At 64.6% G+C, this 17,737-nt stretch carries 15 protein-coding genes; 9 read left to right on the plus strand and 6 right to left on the minus strand.

From position 1 onward, the window contains the following. Nucleotides 1-9: 9 nt before the first annotated feature. The 4 genes from GGR38_RS10555 (at nucleotide 10) to GGR38_RS10570 (ending at nucleotide 3,526) form a co-directional block, all read left to right on the plus strand. Nucleotides 10-717: a biotin--[acetyl-CoA-carboxylase] ligase gene (locus GGR38_RS10555; protein ID WP_183625480.1), complete on the plus strand. Its 708-nt coding sequence runs from the start codon at nucleotides 10-12 to the stop codon at nucleotides 715-717. 25 nt (nucleotides 718-742) lie between these two features. Beyond that, on the plus strand, nucleotides 743-1,522 hold the full coding sequence (locus GGR38_RS10560; protein ID WP_172339224.1) for a type III pantothenate kinase: 780 nt from the start codon (nucleotides 743-745) through the stop codon (nucleotides 1,520-1,522). Between the two features lie 115 nt (nucleotides 1,523-1,637). Further along, nucleotides 1,638-3,242 carry a ribonuclease J gene (locus tag GGR38_RS10565; RefSeq protein ID WP_183625260.1) on the plus strand — a complete coding sequence of 535 codons (1,605 nt, stop codon included), beginning with the start codon at nucleotides 1,638-1,640 and terminating at the stop codon, nucleotides 3,240-3,242. Continuing rightward, nucleotides 3,239-3,526 carry a DUF1467 family protein gene (locus GGR38_RS10570; protein ID WP_183625262.1) on the plus strand — a complete coding sequence of 96 codons (288 nt, stop codon included), beginning with the start codon at nucleotides 3,239-3,241 and terminating at the stop codon, nucleotides 3,524-3,526. Before GGR38_RS10565 ends, GGR38_RS10570 begins: the two co-directional genes overlap by 4 nt. Here GGR38_RS10570 and GGR38_RS10575 read toward each other — a convergent pair. After that, on the minus strand, nucleotides 3,523-5,889 hold the full coding sequence (locus GGR38_RS10575; RefSeq protein WP_183625264.1) for a coiled-coil domain-containing protein: 2,367 nt from the start codon (nucleotides 5,887-5,889) through the stop codon (nucleotides 3,523-3,525). The two genes, GGR38_RS10570 and GGR38_RS10575, sit on opposite strands and share 4 nt — an antisense overlap. A 71-nt stretch (nucleotides 5,890-5,960) precedes the next feature. On the opposite strand from GGR38_RS10575, the gene GGR38_RS10580 reads away from it, so the two are divergent. The 4 genes from GGR38_RS10580 (at nucleotide 5,961) to GGR38_RS10595 (ending at nucleotide 9,929) form a co-directional block, all read left to right on the plus strand. Further along, nucleotides 5,961-6,263 (plus strand): Hpt domain-containing protein, encoded by a 303-nt coding sequence (locus tag GGR38_RS10580; protein WP_172339227.1) that lies wholly within the window; start codon nucleotides 5,961-5,963, stop codon nucleotides 6,261-6,263. Nucleotides 6,264-6,360: 97 nt separating this feature from the next. Beyond that, entirely contained in the window at nucleotides 6,361-7,596 is a 1,236-nt protein-coding gene (locus GGR38_RS10585; protein WP_183625266.1) for a hypothetical protein, read from the plus strand. 36 nt (nucleotides 7,597-7,632) lie between these two features. Next, nucleotides 7,633-8,565, plus strand: a complete 933-nt coding sequence (locus GGR38_RS10590) for a hypothetical protein (RefSeq protein ID WP_183625268.1) — start codon at nucleotides 7,633-7,635, stop codon at nucleotides 8,563-8,565. Beyond that, nucleotides 8,562-9,929, plus strand: a complete 1,368-nt coding sequence (locus GGR38_RS10595; RefSeq protein ID WP_183625270.1) for a sensor histidine kinase — start codon at nucleotides 8,562-8,564, stop codon at nucleotides 9,927-9,929. The genes GGR38_RS10590 and GGR38_RS10595 overlap by 4 nt, the downstream gene beginning before the upstream one ends. Nucleotides 9,930-10,239: 310 nt before the next feature. Here the strand turns inward: GGR38_RS10595 and gltA are convergent, their stop codons facing one another. Both gltA and gltX read right to left on the minus strand, forming a co-directional pair. Next, on the minus strand, nucleotides 10,240-11,523 hold the full coding sequence (gene gltA, locus GGR38_RS10600; protein WP_183625272.1) for a citrate synthase: 1,284 nt from the start codon (nucleotides 11,521-11,523) through the stop codon (nucleotides 10,240-10,242). Between the two features lie 36 nt (nucleotides 11,524-11,559). Beyond that, entirely contained in the window at nucleotides 11,560-13,014 is a 1,455-nt protein-coding gene (gene gltX, locus GGR38_RS10605) for a glutamate--tRNA ligase (RefSeq protein ID WP_183625274.1), read from the minus strand. 29 nt (nucleotides 13,015-13,043) lie between these two features. Here gltX and GGR38_RS10610 point away from each other — a divergent pair, with 29 nt between their 5' ends. Then, a complete protein-coding gene (locus tag GGR38_RS10610) occupies nucleotides 13,044-15,287 on the plus strand; it encodes a ComEC/Rec2 family competence protein (protein ID WP_183625276.1) in 2,244 nt (747 codons plus the stop codon). On the opposite strand, the gene lexA is transcribed toward GGR38_RS10610, so the two are convergent. The 3 genes from lexA to moaC all read right to left on the minus strand — a co-directional run bounded on the left by lexA (nucleotide 15,281) and on the right by moaC (nucleotide 17,706). Beyond that, nucleotides 15,281-15,964, minus strand: coding sequence for a transcriptional repressor LexA (gene lexA / locus GGR38_RS10615; protein ID WP_183625278.1), 684 nt, complete (start codon nucleotides 15,962-15,964; stop codon nucleotides 15,281-15,283). The two genes, GGR38_RS10610 and lexA, sit on opposite strands and share 7 nt — an antisense overlap. A gap of 66 nt (nucleotides 15,965-16,030) precedes the next feature. Beyond that, nucleotides 16,031-17,236: a molybdopterin molybdotransferase MoeA gene (locus tag GGR38_RS10620; RefSeq protein WP_183625280.1), complete on the minus strand. Its 1,206-nt coding sequence runs from the start codon at nucleotides 17,234-17,236 to the stop codon at nucleotides 16,031-16,033. Then, complete coding sequence (gene moaC / locus GGR38_RS10625; RefSeq protein WP_183625283.1) at nucleotides 17,233-17,706, minus strand: cyclic pyranopterin monophosphate synthase MoaC; 474 nt, start codon at nucleotides 17,704-17,706, stop codon at nucleotides 17,233-17,235. Before moaC ends, GGR38_RS10620 begins: the two co-directional genes overlap by 4 nt. Nucleotides 17,707-17,737: the final 31 nt, after the last annotated feature.

Raw genomic sequence — 17,737 nt, forward strand, 5'->3', positions numbered from 1 at the left:
TGTGCTTTGATGGAAATCATCGGCCTGACCGGCTCGACCAATGCAGACCTTGCGCAAAGGCTGACATCGGGCGAGCCGGTTGCTGAAGGGCACTGGCTGATCGCCGACCGTCAGAATGCCGGGCGGGGGCGGCTGGGCCGGGTCTGGAACGACGGGCTTGGCAACTTCATGGGCTCGACAGTGGTGCGTATCGATACGCATCAACCGCCTGCTCCCAGCCTTGCGCTGGTGGCGGGCGTTGCCGTTCAGGCCAGTGTTGCCGATCTGGTGCCTCCGCCGCGCTGCGCCTTGCTGAAATGGCCGAACGATGTGCTGGTGGGGCAGGCCAAGGTGGCCGGGATCCTGCTGGAGGCGGTGGCCGGGTTTGTCATTGTCGGCATCGGGGTTAATTTGGCCAGCGCGCCGCGATTGCCCGACCGCGAGACAGCGGCGCTCAGCCATTATGGCCCGGCGCCCGACCGCGATGCTTTCGCTATGAAGCTGAGCGCGCGATTTGCGCAGGAACTGGCGCATTGGCGGCAATTCGGCCTTTCGGCGCTGGTTCATCGCTGGCAGGCTGCGGCCCATCCCATCGGCACCCCGTTGCTGGTGCGCGAGGCCAGCGGGCAGGTGATCAGCGGCAATTTTTGCGGGCTAAGCGAGGATGGGGCCTTGCGGTTGCAGCTTTCGGGCGGCACGGTCCAAACCATTCATGCAGGCGACGTCGAACTCGCCTGATATAAGACAAGCGGAGAGAGGCGGCATGCTGCTGGCCATTGATGTGGGCAATACCAATGTCGTCTTTGCGCTCTATGACGGGCGCGAGATGAAGACGCGTTGGCGCATTGCCACCGATCCACGCCGCACGGCCGATGAATTTGCGGTCTGGCTGCTGCAACTGATGACGATTGAGGGTTACACCCGCGATCAGATTGCGGGCATGATCGTTTCGACCGTGGTGCCGCGCGCGCTGCATAATCTTCAGGTGCTGGCCACCAAATATTTCGACACCGAATTGTTGGTCGCGGGCATGGGCAAGGCCGATTACGGCATTGATGTTGATGTGGATTCGCCCAAATCTCTTGGTGCGGACCGCGCTGTCAATGCGATTGGCGCGCATGAGAAATTTCCCGGTGATCTGATCGTCGTCGATTTCGGCACGGCCACCACGATCGATCATATCGACGGGCGAGGGGCCTATAAGGGCGGGATCATCGCCCCGGGTATCAACCTCTCGCTCGATGCGCTGGTGGGCAATACGGCCAAATTGCCGCGTATCGCGATTGCAGTGCCCGAAAAGCCCGGCGTGATCGGCACCAATACCGAGGATCAGATGCTGATCGGGGTCTATTGGGGCTATGTCGCGATGATTGAAGGGCTGATCGCGCGGATGCGGGCCCAGATTGCGCGGCCGGTCACGGTGATCGCCACCGGGGGGCTGGCCGTTTTGTTCGATCATCAGCCTGGATTGTTTGACGTAGTCGAACACGACCTTACTCTTAACGGCCTGGCGTTGCTCGCCGAGCGCGCGGCCACTCGATAAATTGCCACACGATCATTGGAGAAGTACGATAGCGCGCAAGTCTGACAATAAGGATCCGTTCACGCCCGGCAAGGAATTGCTGTTTTGCGCGCTGGGCGGGTCGGGCGAGATTGGCATGAATGTCAATCTCTACGGCGCGCATGGCAAGTGGCTGATGGTCGATCTGGGCATGACCTTTGCCGGGAATGAATATCCGGGCAGCGAGCTGGTCTTTGCCGATCTGGCCTTTATCGAGGAGCGGCGCGAGGATCTGGTCGGCATTGTGCTGACCCATGCGCATGAGGATCATATCGGCGCGGTGCCCTATTTCGCCGCCGATCTGGATGTGCCGCTTTATGCCACGCCGTTTACCGCGAAACTGGTGGCGGCAAAACTGGCCGAGGCGGGGATCGAGCGCGACGTTGAACTGAACGTCATCGACCATTTCGACCAGTTTGAGCTGGGACCTTTCGGCATCCGCTATGTGCCGCTGGCGCACTCGATTGCCGAGGGCCACGCGCTGCTGATCGACACGCCCTATGGCCGGGTGTTCCATACCGGTGACTGGAAGCTGGATGATGAACCGATCATCGGCACGCCCGCCACGCCCGCGCAATTGACCGCGATTGGCGATGAGGGCGTGCTGGCGCTGGTGTGTGACAGCACCAATGTGTTCAATCCCGCGCCTTCGGGCAGCGAGGGCGAAGTAGCCCGCGCGATGAAAGAGGAAGTCGCGCGCCACAAGGGCAAGCGCGTGCTGGTCACGACTTTTGCCAGCAATGTCGCGCGTCTGCATACGCTGGGCGAGGTGGCTAAATCGACCAACCGGCGCCTTTGCGTCTCGGGCCGCTCGCTCGACCGGATCATTCAAGCGGCCGAGGGCTGTGGTTATCTGGGCAAATTGCCCGATATTATCGACCCGGAAACCGCGATGAGCCTGCCGCGTGGGCAGGTGCTGATCGTGGCCACGGGCGGGCAGGGCGAGCCGCGGGCCGCCTTGGCGCGCATTGCCGAGGGCAACCATCCGATCAAGCTGGACGCGGGCGATGTCGTGCTGTTTTCCAGCCGCCAGATTCCCGGCAATGAGATCGCCATCGGGCGTATCCAGAACCAGTTGGCGGGCGATGGCATCACCGTCGTCACCGACCGTCAGGCCGACATCCACGTTTCGGGCCATCCGGGGCGGCCCGAGCTTGAGGCGATCTATAGCTGGCTGCGGCCCCAGATCCTGATGCCGGTGCATGGCGAAATGCGCCACATGCGCGAGCAGGCCAAGGTGGGCAAGGAAAGCGGCATTCCCACGCAGGTCGTGCAGAAGAACGGCGATCTGGTGCGTCTGGCGCCGGGCCGTCCGGGCAAATTTGCCGAGGTGCCGAACGGGCGTCTTGTGCTGGATGGCGACATTATCGCGCCCGCCGATGGCGAGGCTGTGGCGATGCGTCGCCGTCTGGCGTGGCATGGCGTGCTGATGGTGGCGGTGTCGGGCCGGGCCAAGCATCACGAATATGCGGTGCAGGTGGCGGGCCTTGGGCTGCCGCTGGTCGAGGATTACGACGCCTTTGTGGCCGAGGCGCAGAATGATGTGATCGAGGCGCTGGGCAAGCTGCGCGGGCCGGACAAGCGCAACGAAAGCGCGATGGCCGAGGCGGCGCGTCTGGCGGCGCGGCGGGCGGCGGGCCGCTGGTGCGGCAAGAAGCCGCAGGTCAAGGTGATGATGATGGTGGAGGGGCTGGATCGGTGAAACCGGCCTCCATCCTTGCCATCTATCTGCTGTTCTGGGTCATTTCGGCCTTTCTGGTGCTGCCCTTCGGCATCCGCACGCCCGATGAGACGGGCGAGGAACTGGTTAAAGGGCAGGCCACCAGCGCGCCGGGCAATTTTCGCCCCGGCCGCGTGGCGATCCGCGCTACGGTGGTTTCGGCCGTCCTGTTCGCGTTGTTTTACGCCAATTATGTCTATGATTGGGTGCGGATCGAGGATCTCGCACCCTTTCACATGCCCGCCTCGCTAGAGCAGGACCATTAAGCTCTCAGGCGTTCAATCGCCTGCGCCAGCGCGACATAGAGCTTGCCCATATCCGAGGACAGCAGCGTCACCGAGATCGCATGGCCATCGCGCGTCGAGAGCAGATGGCGCAGCATCGCCTCGAAATCATGGATATAGCGGTTCACATGGGCCTGAAACGCGCCATCGCTTTCATACAGGCCAAGCACATGGCGCGCATCGCCCGTATCGAGCAGGCGCACTGCGCGGCGGGTGAAAATGCCCCGGTCGCCGCGCAGATAGGCCGCCCATGCGGTGTCGGCCACTTCGCTGTCCAGCGCGCGGGTGATGTCCACGGCCTTGGATTGCAGCGTGTCGGTGATGATTGCCATGCGGCGTGAGAAATCGCCGTCCATGCGATCCTCGGCCTTGTCGCGTGCCTCGGCCACGCGGGTTTCGAGATGGTCGATCACGCTTTCCACCTCGCGCAGCTGATCGCGCAATTGATGCGCGGCCTCGCGGCTGATGCCCAGAGCATGGGCGGCGGCCTGCTCCAGTTGACCGCTGATCTCGCCGGCCTTCAGGCGCATCGCGCGTTCCAGCGCCGCTCCGCTCTCGCTCGACAATTGATCGACCAGCGCGGTGACGCGCGCCGCGCCATCGCTTTCGATCAGGGCGAGGGTCTGCATCACGCTGCCGCCCAACTGGCGGATTGCTTCGCCCAATTCGCCCTGCGCGTCGCTGGCGATGCGCTGTGCCTCGCTTTCCACCTGCGCCAGATGATCGCGCAGCAGGCCGACGGCCGTATCCTGCGCGCTCAACGCATGGCCGACGCCCAAGGCCACGCCCTGCGCCTGATCCATCCGCTGGGCCAGCATCTCGCCCTGCGCGCCCGCCTCGACCACGATGCCGCGCAAAGCCTGAATCCGCGCCTCAAATCCGGCCAGTTGCTCCTCGCTCTGCGTCAGGGCAGGGGGCAGCGTTTCCCGGCTGTGATGCGCCGAAGACTCAATCAACTGGAGCAGGCGAACACTCGATTCGGTCAGCTTTTCCAAGCTCCTGTCGGTCTCTCCCAGACGCCGCTCCAGCCCTTCGAGGCGCTGCGCCATCGCGCCCGAAACCGCCACATCGGCCGCCGCAACCGCCTCCAGCCGCGCCTCTGCCTGCGCCAGACGCAGGCTGGTGGCCTCGCTCATCACGCCCAGTTTGCCCGCGCGCTCGATGGCGGCATCATGGCGCTGCGCCAATTCGCGATCGATGCGCGACAGGTCATTGGTCAGACGTGCCGTTGCCGCCTGCCAGTCACCCAGCGCCACCGCCTCATTCTCGCGCAGCGAACGGCCAATCGTGGCCGCCTCGTCGCGCAGGGCCGACAGGCGCGCGCGCAGCGAGGTCAGCGCCTCGGCCTCATCGGAATCGAGCTGGGCGCGGGTGGCGGCAATCTCGTCGCCCATCGCGGCCGCGCGCAGATGCAGCGCTTCGCGCGCCTCGGCCTCATGCCGCTCCAGATCCAGTGCAAAGCCGGTCGAGCGGGCCTCCAGCGCCTCGAAACGCCCGGTGATCACCCCGTCCAACTGTTGCGTCCGGCTCTCCAGCGCGCTCAGACCGCTCTCGATACGCTCACGCAGGGCAATGACCTGCTGTTCGCTCGACTGGCCAAAATCCTGCAAACGTTCGAGACCTTTGACCATGTCCTGAAGGTGGGCATGGGCGATTCGGCCCGCATTGCCGATATTGCTGGTCACATCCTTGGCCGCATTGGTGATGACGGGCAGATGGACGCGCAACTGTTCCATATTGGCCAGCGCGGCGGCGCTTACCGTGCCAATCACATCAACCTGCGCGGCATTGTCGCGCACCAGCGAATCGATCCGTCCGGCGCTCTGGCCGATGCGGTCGACGGCAGTGCGCCCCAGCGCATCCAATTCGCGGGTCTGAGCGGCCAAAAACTCGCGCGCCAAACTCAATTCGCGGTTTAGCGAGGTCAGCCGATGTTCCAGCGCCTCCGATTCGCGACGCAGCAGCGCGGCGGCATCGCCAAAACGGGCAGCTTCACGGCGGCTCGACCTCTGCACGATCAGATAGACCAGCGCGATCAGCAACACCGGCGGCGACCATTGCAGCGCCAGCGCGCTCCACGCCTCAGGCGCGCGCGCCGCAGCTATCGCGTCGGCCTGATCGGCAGCGAACAGCGCGCTCCACCCGGCCACCAAAACCAGTGCCACCACGGGCGGCAGCCATTCGGGCATCCGGCGCGGGGCAGGCCCAGCCCCATTCCCATAGGCCTCATCCCAACCGGCCTCTTCTTCTCCCCCGGTCAGCGCGTCTAAGGGTATGCCCTTATTCACTTCTTCCTCGGAAGATAGCTGGGCCTCGATGCTGTAAATGGGTGTTCCGCTCGCCATCCCGCCTTGATAGCGCACAAGCCGCCTTTGGGGAAACACTGCTTTAACTTCTGCGGCGTAGTGTGCAGCCTATGGCTTATGAAGCAGGTGCCCTTGACGCGACCCTCGCCGCCGCCGCTGGCGACGATCCGGTATTGATGCGCGAATTGCGCGCGAGCTTTCATGAAAGCCTCGCGCGGCAGATCGACCTGCTGCGCCGCGCGCGCTGCGATGGCAATTGGGAAGTCGCTGCGATGCGCCTTAAAGGGCTTGCCGCCAGTTTTCAGGTCTGGCCGCTGATCGCTCTGGCTGAACAGGCGCTGGATGGCGCGCCCGGCGATCCGGTTGTCCTGCGTCAGTTGCAGGCGTTTCTGGATGAATTTCCGCTGGGTTGATCCTTCCGGGCTCATCCGGCCTATAGCGCTTGGCATAATCGTTGGCCTTGATTACAACCCGCCCGGTTCGGCCAGATTGGCATTTCCGGAGAATGTCTTGCGCGTTGCGCTTTTATCCCTGATCGCGCCCGTCACCGGCGATAGTGGCGGGGCAGGCGGCGCCCTCGGCGGCGCGTCCCCCATTTTGCCGCGCGGTCTGATGCGGCTTGGCGGGCATACGTTGGCGCGGCATCAACTGGCGATTGCGCTGGCGCTGGGATGCGACCGGGTGATTGTGGTGGCGCCCGGCGGGCTCGACGGATTGCTGCCTCTGCAACATGCCGCCGAAAGCGCGGGCGCGCTGTTTCACCGTGTTTCGGGCGCGCATGGCATCATGGGGCTGGTCAGCGCGCAGGACGAGGTCATTGCGCTGGGCGATGGCGTGCTGGCATGGCCCGATCTGGCGCAGGAATTGCTGGCGACCCCCACCGTATTGGTGCAGCCGGTCGAACAGGGGGTGGCCGCTGGTTTCGAGCGGCTCGATTTCAATTATGCTTCGGCCGGGGCGATGCGTTTTCCGGGGCGTTTGGTCGAACGGCTTTCCGAATTGCCCGGCGATGTCGAACCCTTTGCCTGTCTTCAGCGAATCGCCTTGCAGGGCGGCGTGCCCCAGCGCTCGGTGCCTGATGAGGTGATCGCGCAGGGGCGGTGGAACCTGCTCCATAATGAACGCGAAATTCAGGCGGTCGAACCGGACTGGATCAGCCACCATTTGTTCGAGGATGGGGCGCTCCAACCCTCCGAATGGCTCGCCGGACAGGTTGTGCGCCTTGCCGGGCCTGCTTTGCTGGAGGCCGGATCGGGCGGAACGGTGGTGGCCATGGCGGCGGGCGTGCTGGCCGCGCTGGGGTTGGTTGCGGGTGGTTTTGGCGCGCTGACGCTGGGCCTGCTGCTGGTCGCGCTGGCATGGCTGGGCTTTGCCTGCGCCTCAATGTTTGGCCGTTTTGAGCGGCGTTCGCTGCGTTTGCCCCGGCCGCGTCTGGCTCCTGCGGTGACATATCGCTGGATTGTCGATGGCGTCTTGCTGGCCCTGCTGGGGCTGGCTCATGGCGAGCGGACCTATGTCGCGGCCCTGTTTGAGCCGTTGATGCTGCTGGGCCTGATCCGCCTCGTGCCTGCTGTGGTGGCGAATCGCAAAGCGGCGTGGATGGAGGACCGGGCGCTGCTGGCGCTGGTGCTTTCGCTGCTTTCGCTCTTCGGTTTGTTGCGCAATGGGGTGGCGGTTTTGGCGGTTGCGCTGTTGCTGGGCGGCATAATTATGGCCGGGCGGCAAAATCGGCTAACGTCAACTTAACTCCCTATCCACTATGGTAGGCGCATGACCGACCGTATGTCTGAAGCTCCTGGCAGGGATTCGAGTGATTCCTCGCTGCGCCTGCAACTGGCGCGGGGCGACGCTGTGGTGGGATCGGTGGTGCCGGTTTTGCGGCATTTGCTGGTCTGCGGCGATCAAGGCCTGTTTGGCGACGATGTGCTGGCGCGGCTGCGCGCGATGCTCGACGATCTGGCGAATCAACTGGAGGGCGCGCTGCTCGATGCGGGCGGGCGCGGCGGCATTATCGACATGCTGATGGAGCAATTGCCCGAGGTTCCCGGCCTGCTGGCGCATCTTCATGCGCTGGCGCTGGAATGGCAAATGACCCAGCGTCTGGCCGACAGGCTGGGGGTGGACCCGGTGGTTTCGCCTTTGTTGCAGGCGCTTATCGCATCGAGCGAGGCGGAAACCTCGGCGCGGGGCATGAAATTGCTGGCCGCTCAGGCGCGCTTTGCCCAGAATCAGCGGCGGATGCAGTTGCCCTTGAGCGAATTGCCCGCTGAATTGCTGCATGGCGTGCTGGTCGCGCTGCATATCGCGGTTGAGGAGGATGGCGAGGCCGCCGCCCGTGCCGCGCAGGCTTTGCGCGAACATTATGATGAGGCCTCGACTCGCCTTGGCCTGTTGGCGCGGCTGGTGGCGGCGATGGGCGCGGGTTCGGTCGCGGCGCTGGCTCTGGCGCATGGCGGGGTGGCGATGTTTGCCTCGGCGCTGGCGCTGGCGGGCGATGGATCGCGCGAATCGGTGCTGCTCTCGATGCGCGATGGGCAACAGGCGCGCCTGTCGGTGGCGCTGCGCGCGGGCGGGGCGAAGCTGGGCGTGATCGAGGAAAACCTGCTGATCCTGCATCCGCAGACGATCCGCCCCGATGGTCTGGCCCGGCTGAGCGTCGAACGCGCGGGCGAATTGCTGGTCGAGGCGGCGCAGGCTTTGGGGCGGCTTGCATGAGCGCGCCCGAGCGCATTCAGGTCGAAGCGCAAAGTGATGGCGAAGACCGGCTGCTGAGGGCGGACGAACCGCTGTCGGCGCTGCAAATCCGTTGCGGCGGGACGATCCCGGGCGCGATTGCCGTGCCGGAACTGCGCGAACTGGTCAGCAAGGCGCGCGGCTTTGGCCTGAAACTGGCGCGGCCGATCATTGCGCAGGACGGGCAGGAAACCATCCGCGCATGGATCGAGGTGACGCCGCAAGAGGGCGGCTGCCTGATCATCCTGCGCCATTGGCAGGCCAGCAGCCTGCCGCCCGAACCGGCCGATCTGGCCAACCGGCGCCGGGTGGAAATCGACCGGGCGCTGGCCGAACTGACCGCGCGGCTCGATCCGCATCAGCGTTTGATGACGGTCGATGCCTCGGCGGGCGATCTGGTCCAAGTGGCGCAGGCGATGCGCGGTGGGCTGGGCCGGGCTTGGACCGATTTCGTCGAACTGCCCGGCAGCGGGCTGCGGCAACCTCTGCACTGGCGCCTGCTCGATGGAGCGACGGTGTTGGTGCCGGGATCGCAGCGTGCGTGGCGCGCGACGATCCTGCCGCAAACCGGGCCGGAGGGCGAGACGCTGGGCTTTGACCTGTGCCTGACCAGCGATCAGCCTTTGCCTGTCCCGGTGGACCCCGAGGTGGAGGCGGAAATCCCACCTGCCAAGGCCAGCTCGGTGATCGGGCGGGAAATGGCTCCGGTGCTGCGTCAACCCATCGCGCGGATCATCGCCAATGCCGAAACCATCCGCACCCGCCGCGCGGGGCCTCTGACCGAGGAATATGCCGGTTATGCGGGCGATATCGCGGCGGCGGGGCAGCATTTGCTGACGCTGATCGAAGACCTGTCCGATATGGAGATCATCGAGGCCGAGGGCTTTGCACCGGCCGCCGACCGCATTGACCTGGCCGATGTGGCGCGGCGGGCGGCGGGCATTCTGGGCGTGCGGGCGCGGGAAAAGAACATCACCATCCACGCGCCCGACGAAACCATGCATCTGGGCGCGGTGGGCGAATTTCGCCGGGTGCTTCAGGTGCTGCTCAATCTGGTCGGCAATGCTATCCGCTACAGCCCGGAAAACTCGGCCATCTCGGTGCTGCTGACCGCTGGCGCAGGGCGTGCGCGGATCACCATCGCGGATCAGGGGCCGGGCCTTTCACCTCAGGACGCCGCGCGCGTGTTCGACAAGTTCGAGCGGCTGGGGCGCAGCGGGGATGGCGGATCGGGGCTGGGGCTCTATATCTCGCGGCGTCTGGCGCGGGCGATGGGGGGCGAACTCAGCGTTGAGGGCCATGAAGGGCAGGGCGCGCGGTTTGTGCTGGAATTGCCGCAGGGGTAAAGGGGGAAGAGTGCCTCCGGCGGGCAAAGGGCGGGGGCCCTTTGCAATCCCGATAATTTGAGGGTGGGTTTGAGGCGTTGAGCCATAATTATTAAAGCCTGCGGCGCTGATTTAGGCGCCGCAGGCTTTTATATTTCAAACGGTGCGTCCGACACAAAATGCCGAACCCCAACCACAACGCCGACAGTAACGGGAGCGCGAGGGTCTAGACCCTCGCATTCAACCCCTTTTCTTCAAACCAAAAACCCCAAACAAAAACGCGGAAGAAAGTTTCCCTTCCCCCGCGTTCCTGAATGGTCGAGCCTAAGGCTTAACGCTGGCCAACGGGCACGTAATCGCGCTGCGTCGGGCCGGTGTAGAGCTGGCGCGGACGGCCGATCTTCTGGCTGGGATCTTCGATCATTTCGTTCCACTGGGCCACCCAGCCCACGGTGCGCGCCAGGGCGAACAGCACGGTGAACATGGTGGTGGGGAAGCCGATGGCCGACAGGATGATGCCCGAATAGAAGTCGACGTTGGGGAACAGCTTCTTTTCGACGAAGTAGGGATCGTTCAGCGCGATCTCTTCAAGGCGCAGCGCGGTTTCGAACAGCGGGTCCTGCACGTTGAGCGCGTCGAACACTTCGCGCACGGTCTTCTGCATCACAGTCGCGCGCGGGTCGCGGTTCTTGTAAACGCGGTGGCCAAAGCCCATCAGACGGAACGGATCGTTCTTGTCCTTGGCGCGCTCGATATAGTGCGGGATCTTGTCGGGCGTGCCGATTTCGCGCAGCATGTTGAGGCAGGCTTCGTTCGCGCCGCCATGGGCGGGGCCCCACAGGCAGGCGATGCCGGCGGCAACACAGGCAAACGGGTTGGCGCCCGACGAACCGGCCAGACGCACGGTCGAGGTCGAAGCGTTCTGCTCGTGGTCGGCGTGCAGGATGAAGATGCGGTCCATCGCCTTTTCGACGGCGGGCACAACTTCATATTCTTCGGCCGGAACGCCAAAGGTCATGCGCAGGAAGTTGCCGGCATAGGACAGCTTGTTGTCGGGATAGACGAAGGGCTGACCCACCGAATACTTATACGCCATGGCGGCGATGGTCGGGATCTTGGCGATCAGGCGGTGGGCCGAAATGCGGCGCTGCACCGGATCGGAGATGTCCGTGCTGTCATGATAGAAGGCCGAGAGCGCGCCGACTACGCCGACCATGATGGCCATCGGGTGCGCGTCGCGACGGAAGCCCTTGAAGAAGCTGGAAAGCTGTTCATGGACCATCGTGTGGCGCGTGATCGTGCGCGTGAACGTGTCGAGTTCGGCGCCGCTGGGCAGTTCGCCGTTCAGCAGGAGGTAGCAGACCTCCATGAAAGACGAATTTTCGGCCAGCTGACCGATGGGATAGCCGCGATGCAGCAGCACACCTTCGTCGCCGTCGATATAGGTCAGCGCGCTTTCGCACGATGCCGTCGAAGTGAAGCCGGGGTCATAGGTGAATGCGCCGGTCTGGGCATAGAGCTTGCGGATGTCGATAACATCCGGACCCACGCTACCCTTCAGGATCGGGGATTCAACTTCCTTGCCCTCGACGATGAACTTTGCCGTATCACCCACCGCAACACTCCTTGTACTTTGGCTCTAAATATGGGCTCAAATGTTTGTGGTTTCCATTTGCTCCGCGATGCGCGCGAGGCTTTCCTCTCGCCCAAGCAGGATCAAAACGTCGAAAATGCCCGGAGACGTGGTTTGCCCGGTCAGCGCCGCGCGAAGCGGTTGCGCCAGTTTACCAAGACCGAGCCCAAGCTCGCCGGCCAGTGATTTGACCGTGGCCTCCAGGGGCTCGATTGTCCAGTGCGTTTCCTGCAACAGCGTTGCGTGTATTTTATGGAGAATGGCGCGCGCTTCATCACTCAGCAGCGCGGCGGCCTTTTCTTCCAGCGCCAGCGGGCGCGACACGAACAGGAAGCGCGCGGCTCCTGCCAACTCATTGAGATCCTTAGCGCGAACCTTCAAGACCGGCATGGCGCGGGCCAGCAGGTCGAGGTCCACGGGCAGATCGGTGATCCGCGCGGCCACCAGTTCGGCCAGACGCGCATCATCGGCCTCGCGCAGGTAATGGCCGTTGAGATTGGCCAGCTTGGCGAAGTCGAAACGCGAGGCGCCCTTGTTCACATCCTTGATGTCGAACCATTCGATGGCTTGGGCAATCGAGATGATTTCCTCATCCCCATGGCCCCAGCCAAGACGCATCAGATAGTTGAGCACCGCCTCAGGCAGCAGGCCCATATCGTCGCGATAGGCATCTACGCCCAGCGCGCCGTGACGCTTGGACAGCTTCGCCCCGTCCGCGCCGTGGATCAGCGGGATATGGCCATATTCCGGATCAGGCCAGCCACCTTCAATGGCGTCCATCGCGCGGATGATGACCAACTGGCGGAAGGCATTGTTGATATGGTCGTCGCCGCGGATCACATGGGTCACGCCCATATCGTGATCGTCCACCACCACGGCCAGCATATAGGTCGGCGTGCCGTCGCTGCGCAGGATGATGAAATCATCCAGCTCGACATTCTGCACGGTGATGCTGCCCTGCACCAGATCGTCGATCACGGTAGCGCCATCGCGGGGCGCCTTCATGCGCACCACATAGGGCAGATCGGCGGGCCATTGATCGGGCGTAGCGTCGCGCCAGGGCGACTGAATACGGAACGGGCGCTTCTCGGCCTGCGCCGCCTCGCGCATCGCGCTCAGCTCTTCTTGGCTGAGATAGCAGCGATAGGCATGGCCCGCGTCGAGCAGCTTATGCGCGACCTCGGCATGGCGGGGCGAGCGTTCGAACTGCATCACCGCAGGCTGATCGCCATCAAGGCCCAACCAGCGCAGACCATCAAAGATCGCGTCAATCGCGGCATCGGTCGAACGCGCGCGGTCGGTATCCTCGATGCGCAGCAGATATTGGCCGCCTGTCGCGCGGGCATAGAGCCAGTTGAACAGAGCCGTGCGCGCGCCGCCAATATGCAGAAAACCTGTGGGCGAAGGCGCAAAACGGGTGACAATAGGGCGTTTGCCGGTGCTATTGCTGCCAGCCAACCCCGAACTTGTCATTCCCTTGTCCTTTCTGTCCTATAGGGCCCATGGTTCCAGCGACCCACAGCAACACCCAATCGGCAGAGCGTCCCGCCTCTTTGGGGGGGGATAGCGCTGCAACGCAACATGGCCCTTGGCGCAGCCGCGCGCGCTTGGCAAGTTTTGCTTTGGTCTTAGATCATTTTCTGTTGGCAGCCGGACCGACCCTAGCGCCATGGCTGGCGGTGGGCATGGCGGCGGGGGTAGCCGGGTGGTTCTTCTTGGGTGATGATCGGCAATGGATGCTGTTGATAATATTATGTTTGTTGGCGGCGCTTGCGGGCGGCCTTATCCCGCGCCGGGATGGGCGTTTCCTGTGCCTGTCGCGGGCGATTGTCTCGCTGGCCTTGGCGATCGCGCTGGGCTGCGCGCTGGTCTGGGGCAAGTCGACCTTGGTCGGCACGCCTGCGATTCCCGGCCCGATGGTGCTGGATATGCGCGCCGTGGTGCTGGAGCGGCAGGAATTGACGGCCCAATCGCGGATTCGTCTGGTGGTGGGGCTGCGCGTGCCGGGCGCGGATCGCGCAATCAAGGCGCGAATCTCTTTGAAAGCGAATGATTTGGCTCCGGCCGCTCGCGAAGGCTCGGTGGTTCGTTTGCGCGCCCGCCTGTTTCCTCCGGCCCCGCCGCGCCTGCCGGGGGGCTATGATTTCGCCCGCGCGGCCTGGTTTGAAGGATACGCGGCCACGGGCAGCGCGCTTGGCCCGGTTCAGGTCGAGTCGCAGGGGGTGGAGTCGGGCCTTGCCCCGTGGCGCCACGCGCTGTCGGCCCATGTGCGCGCGGCGGTGCCCGGATCGGCGGGCGGTATGGCGGCGGCCTTTGCCAGCGGCGAGCGCGGGGGTATCACGCCCGCCGATGAGGCCGCGATGCGCGATGCCGGCCTGACGCATCTGCTATCGGTATCGGGCCTGCATGTCAGCGCGGTGGTGGCCGCGACCTATTTCCTTGCTCTGCGCCTGTTGGGCCTATGGCCTTGGCTGGTGCTGCGCGTGCGCCTGCCGGTGCTGGCCAGCGGGATGGGTGGGCTGGCGGCGGTCGGCTATACACTGCTGACCGGGGCGGAGGTGCCGACGGTGCGCTCCTGCCTTGGCGCGCTGCTGGCTCTGGCGGCGGTGGCTGCGGGGCGGCGGCCCTTTTCGATGCGCTTGCTGGCGCTGGCGGCCGGGTTTGTCATGCTGCTTTGGCCCGAAGCGGTGGTCGGGCCGAGTTTTCAGATGAGCTTTGGGTCGGTGCTGGCGATCGTAGCCTTGCATGAGGCCGCGCCCGTGCGCGCCTTCCTCACGCGGCGTCAGGAAGGCTGGTGGATCAGGCTGGGGCGCGATCTGGCGATGCTGTTGCTGACTGGGCTTGTGATCGAACTGGCGCTGATGCCGGTGGCTTTTTTCCATTTTCACCGCGCAGGGATCTATGGCTCGCTGGCCAATCTGGTCGCCATCCCATTGACCACCTTTGTGTCCATGCCGCTGATCGGGGCGGGGTTGGCCTGCGATCTGATTGGAGCGGGCGCGCCGTTTTGGCATTTTTGCGGGTGGTCGCTTGATGCCTTGCTGGCGATGGCGCGATGGGTGGCGGCGCGGCCCGATGCGGTGGCGCAATTGCCGGTGATGGGCGGGGCCGCCTATGCGTTCATGGTGCTGGGGATGCTGTGGCTGGCGCTTTGGCGGGGCAATGTCCGGTTCCTGGGTCTGGTTCCGGCGCTGGCGGGGTGTCTGTGGCTGGCGCTGTTGACGCCGCCTGATGTGCTGATCACCGGGGATGGACGGCAATTGGGCCTGATTGATCCGCAGAGCCGCCAATTGCTGATACTTGGGCAGGGCCGTTCAACCTATGCCCGCGACATGATGCAGGAGGCGATGGGGGGCAGCGGCGAGGCCATGCCCATCGAGCAATGGCGCGGGGCGGAATGCAACGAGAGCTTTTGCCGCATCACCATCCGGCAAGGTGGCCGTGACTGGCGCATTCTGGCCGCGCGGGGCGGCGGTATGGTGGAGGAGCGGGCCATGACGGCGGCCTGCGCCTATGTCGATATTGTGGTATCGCGCGTGGCGCTTTTGCCTTCGTGCCGTCCCCGCCTGCTAAAGGCTGATGAACCCTTGCTCTATCGCACCGGTGGCATTGCGCTTTATCTGGCGCAGGGGCGGATCGTCACCGTGGCGCAAAGTCAGGGCCAGCATCCATGGTGGCGCGCGCCCAGTTTGAAACCGCAGGAGGAAGCCATCAAGCCCCCTCCCGCCATATCCCCGGATCAGTGATAGCGGCGGAGCAATCCGGCCAGCTTGCCCTGCACCTGAACCTCGCCTGGCTGATAATATTGCGGATCATAGGCCGCATTGGCCGGATCGAGCCGCACCATGCCCCTTTCGCGCCGCAGATATTTGAGCGTAGCTTCCTCGCCGCGCACCAGCGCCACGACGATTTCACCTTCGCGCGCCACATCGGTCTTGCGGATCAGCGCCAGATCGCCATCCAGTATCCCGGCCTCGACCATGGAATCGCCCGAAACCTCCAGCGCATAATGATCGCCCGCGCCCAGCAGCGCGGCAGGCACCGGCAGCATCGTCTGCCCCTCCAGCGCCTCAATCGGCACGCCTGCCGCGATCCGCCCATGCAGCGGGATTTCCACCACATCATTGGCGGGCGAGGGCGCCGTGGACCTTGCCAGTTCAACCGGTTTTTTTTGCGCGGCGGGCTTGGCCGCCACCGGGGGCGTCACATCCTCAGGCTGGCGCAAAACCTCCAGCGCGCGGGCGCGGTTGGGCAGGCGGCGGATAAACCCGCGCTCTTCCAACGCGGAGATCAGCCGATGCACCCCCGATTTCGACTTCAGATCCAGCGCTTCCTTCATTTCCTCAAAGCTGGGCGAAACGCCCGACTCTTCGAGGCTGGATTGGATGAAGCGCAGCAATTCGTGCTGTTTGCGGGTGAGCATAGAAACCTCCCAACGGGGGTGTTGCGTGAACAATTGCGGAACAATTACGCAACCATTACCCCTTCGTCAAGCGCTTCCGCCATTTTCGATCAAATGGATGCGCACAGGATCACCAGCCTTCAACGCCGGAGCATGAGCGTCATGTTCGATCAGGCAATTGCTGGCCGCCATGGCCGCCAGCGCCGAGGAATCGCGCATGGGGCGCGGCATCACATCGTGCCCGTCCCACCAGCCTCGAATGAACTCGCGCCGATCCGCGCCCGATCCCAGCGGCTCGGTCAAATACGCCTGCGCCTCACGCGGCAGGGGATCGGCCGCTCCCTGCATTGCGCGCAGCAGCGGCAGCAGGAACAGATGGGCGGTGACAAAACTCGACACCGGATTGCCGGGCAGGCCGATCACCACCTGCGCCCCGCGCTTGGCCACCAGCAAGGGTTTGCCGGGCCGGATCGCCACTTTCCAGAAATCGACCTGTGCCCCCCAGCGGGCCAGAGCGGGCTGAATGAGATCATGATCGCCCACCGAGGCCCCGCCGCTGGTCACGATCACATCGGCATCACCCGCGCGCACCAGCGCCGCGTCCAGCGCGTGCAGATCATCGGCCACCGGCCCCAGCCGCAGAACTTCCCCGGCCAGCCCATTCACCATCGCGCCCAGCATCGCACCATTGCTGGCGGGCAGGCGGTCGGGCGGGCAGGGCAGGCCCGGCGCGATCAACTCATCCCCGCTGTCGAGGATCGCCAGACGGGGGCGGCGATGCACCGAAAGCGCGCCATGCCCCGCCGCGATAGCCAGCGCCAATTGCGCCGCCCCGATCCGCGTGCCTGCTGGCAAAACCGTGTCACCATCGCGAAAATCCAGACCCTTGCGACGGATATGCCGCCCCTCCGGCTTGGGCGGGGTTCCGGTCAGGGTCAGACGGTTGCCATCACGCTTAGTGTCCTCCTGACACAGCACCACGCCCGCGTCATCGGGCACCAACGCGCCGGTCGAAATCCGCACCGCTTGTCCTAGGCGAACGGCCCCCGCAAAGGGATGGCCCGCCGCGCTTTCGCCCACAATATCCCACGGCCCGGCCAGATCGCCCGGCGCCAGCGCATAGCCATCCATCGCCGAGAGATCGGCGGCGGGCTGGGTACGACGGGCCAAGAGCGGCGCCGCCAGATAGCGGCCCAGCGCGGCCTCGATGGGCGTCTCTTGCGCCTGCGTCAGGGCGGCAAGCGCAAGGACGCGCGCCTGCGCTTCCTCTAGCGGCAAAGGGGTGCGGTTCATCCTTCAGCTTTCCAGTGACCCGATTTGCCGCCGCGCTTTTCGATCAGGCGCACCTCCTCGATCACCATGCCCTTGTCGATGGCCTTGGCCATGTCGTAAATCGTCAGGAGCGCGAGCGAAACCGCTGTTAAGGCTTCCATTTCCACGCCGGTCTTACCGGTCAGGCTGGCTGTGGCCGTGGCCAGAATCGCGCCTTCCTCGATGGCGAAATCCACGCTCACGCTATGCAGCGGCAGGGGGTGGCACAAAGGGATCAGATCGGCGGTTTTCTTGGCCGCCATGATCCCGGCAATGCGCGCGGCGGCCAGAACATCGCCCTTAGGCACATCGCCATCGCGGATCGCGCTGAGCGCCGCCGCGCTCATGCGGATGCGGCCTGCGGCAATTGCCACGCGCGCGGTTTCGGCCTTGGCGCCGACATCGACCATGCGTGCATGGCCTTGGGCATCGAGATGGGTCAATTCGCTCATGCTTCTCTCTTGCCAAAGCGGAGGCATCAGG

This window comes from Novosphingobium sediminicola (assembly GCF_014196525.1).
GTDB lineage: Bacteria > Pseudomonadota > Alphaproteobacteria > Sphingomonadales > Sphingomonadaceae > Novosphingobium > Novosphingobium sediminicola.

What these genes read in the sequence shown, in the direction of transcription:
- GGR38_RS10555 (WP_183625480.1), top strand. Translation starts at nt 10, where the DNA reads ATGGAAATCATCGGCCTGACCGGCTCGACCAATGCAGACCTTGCGCAA.
- GGR38_RS10560 (WP_172339224.1), top strand. Translation starts at nt 743, where the DNA reads ATGCTGCTGGCCATTGATGTGGGCAATACCAATGTCGTCTTTGCGCTC.
- GGR38_RS10565 (WP_183625260.1), top strand. Translation starts at nt 1,638, where the DNA reads ATGAATGTCAATCTCTACGGCGCGCATGGCAAGTGGCTGATGGTCGAT.
- GGR38_RS10575 (WP_183625264.1), bottom strand. Translation starts at nt 5,889, where the DNA reads ATGGCGAGCGGAACACCCATTTACAGCATCGAGGCCCAGCTATCTTCC.
- GGR38_RS10580 (WP_172339227.1), top strand. Translation starts at nt 5,961, where the DNA reads ATGGCTTATGAAGCAGGTGCCCTTGACGCGACCCTCGCCGCCGCCGCT.
- GGR38_RS10590 (WP_183625268.1), top strand. Translation starts at nt 7,633, where the DNA reads ATGTCTGAAGCTCCTGGCAGGGATTCGAGTGATTCCTCGCTGCGCCTG.
- GGR38_RS10595 (WP_183625270.1), top strand. Translation starts at nt 8,562, where the DNA reads ATGAGCGCGCCCGAGCGCATTCAGGTCGAAGCGCAAAGTGATGGCGAA.
- gltX (WP_183625274.1), bottom strand. Translation starts at nt 13,014, where the DNA reads ATGACAAGTTCGGGGTTGGCTGGCAGCAATAGCACCGGCAAACGCCCT.
- GGR38_RS10610 (WP_183625276.1), top strand. Translation starts at nt 13,044, where the DNA reads ATGGTTCCAGCGACCCACAGCAACACCCAATCGGCAGAGCGTCCCGCC.
- lexA (WP_183625278.1), bottom strand. Translation starts at nt 15,964, where the DNA reads ATGCTCACCCGCAAACAGCACGAATTGCTGCGCTTCATCCAATCCAGC.
- GGR38_RS10620 (WP_183625280.1), bottom strand. Translation starts at nt 17,236, where the DNA reads ATGAACCGCACCCCTTTGCCGCTAGAGGAAGCGCAGGCGCGCGTCCTT.
- moaC (WP_183625283.1), bottom strand. Translation starts at nt 17,706, where the DNA reads ATGAGCGAATTGACCCATCTCGATGCCCAAGGCCATGCACGCATGGTC.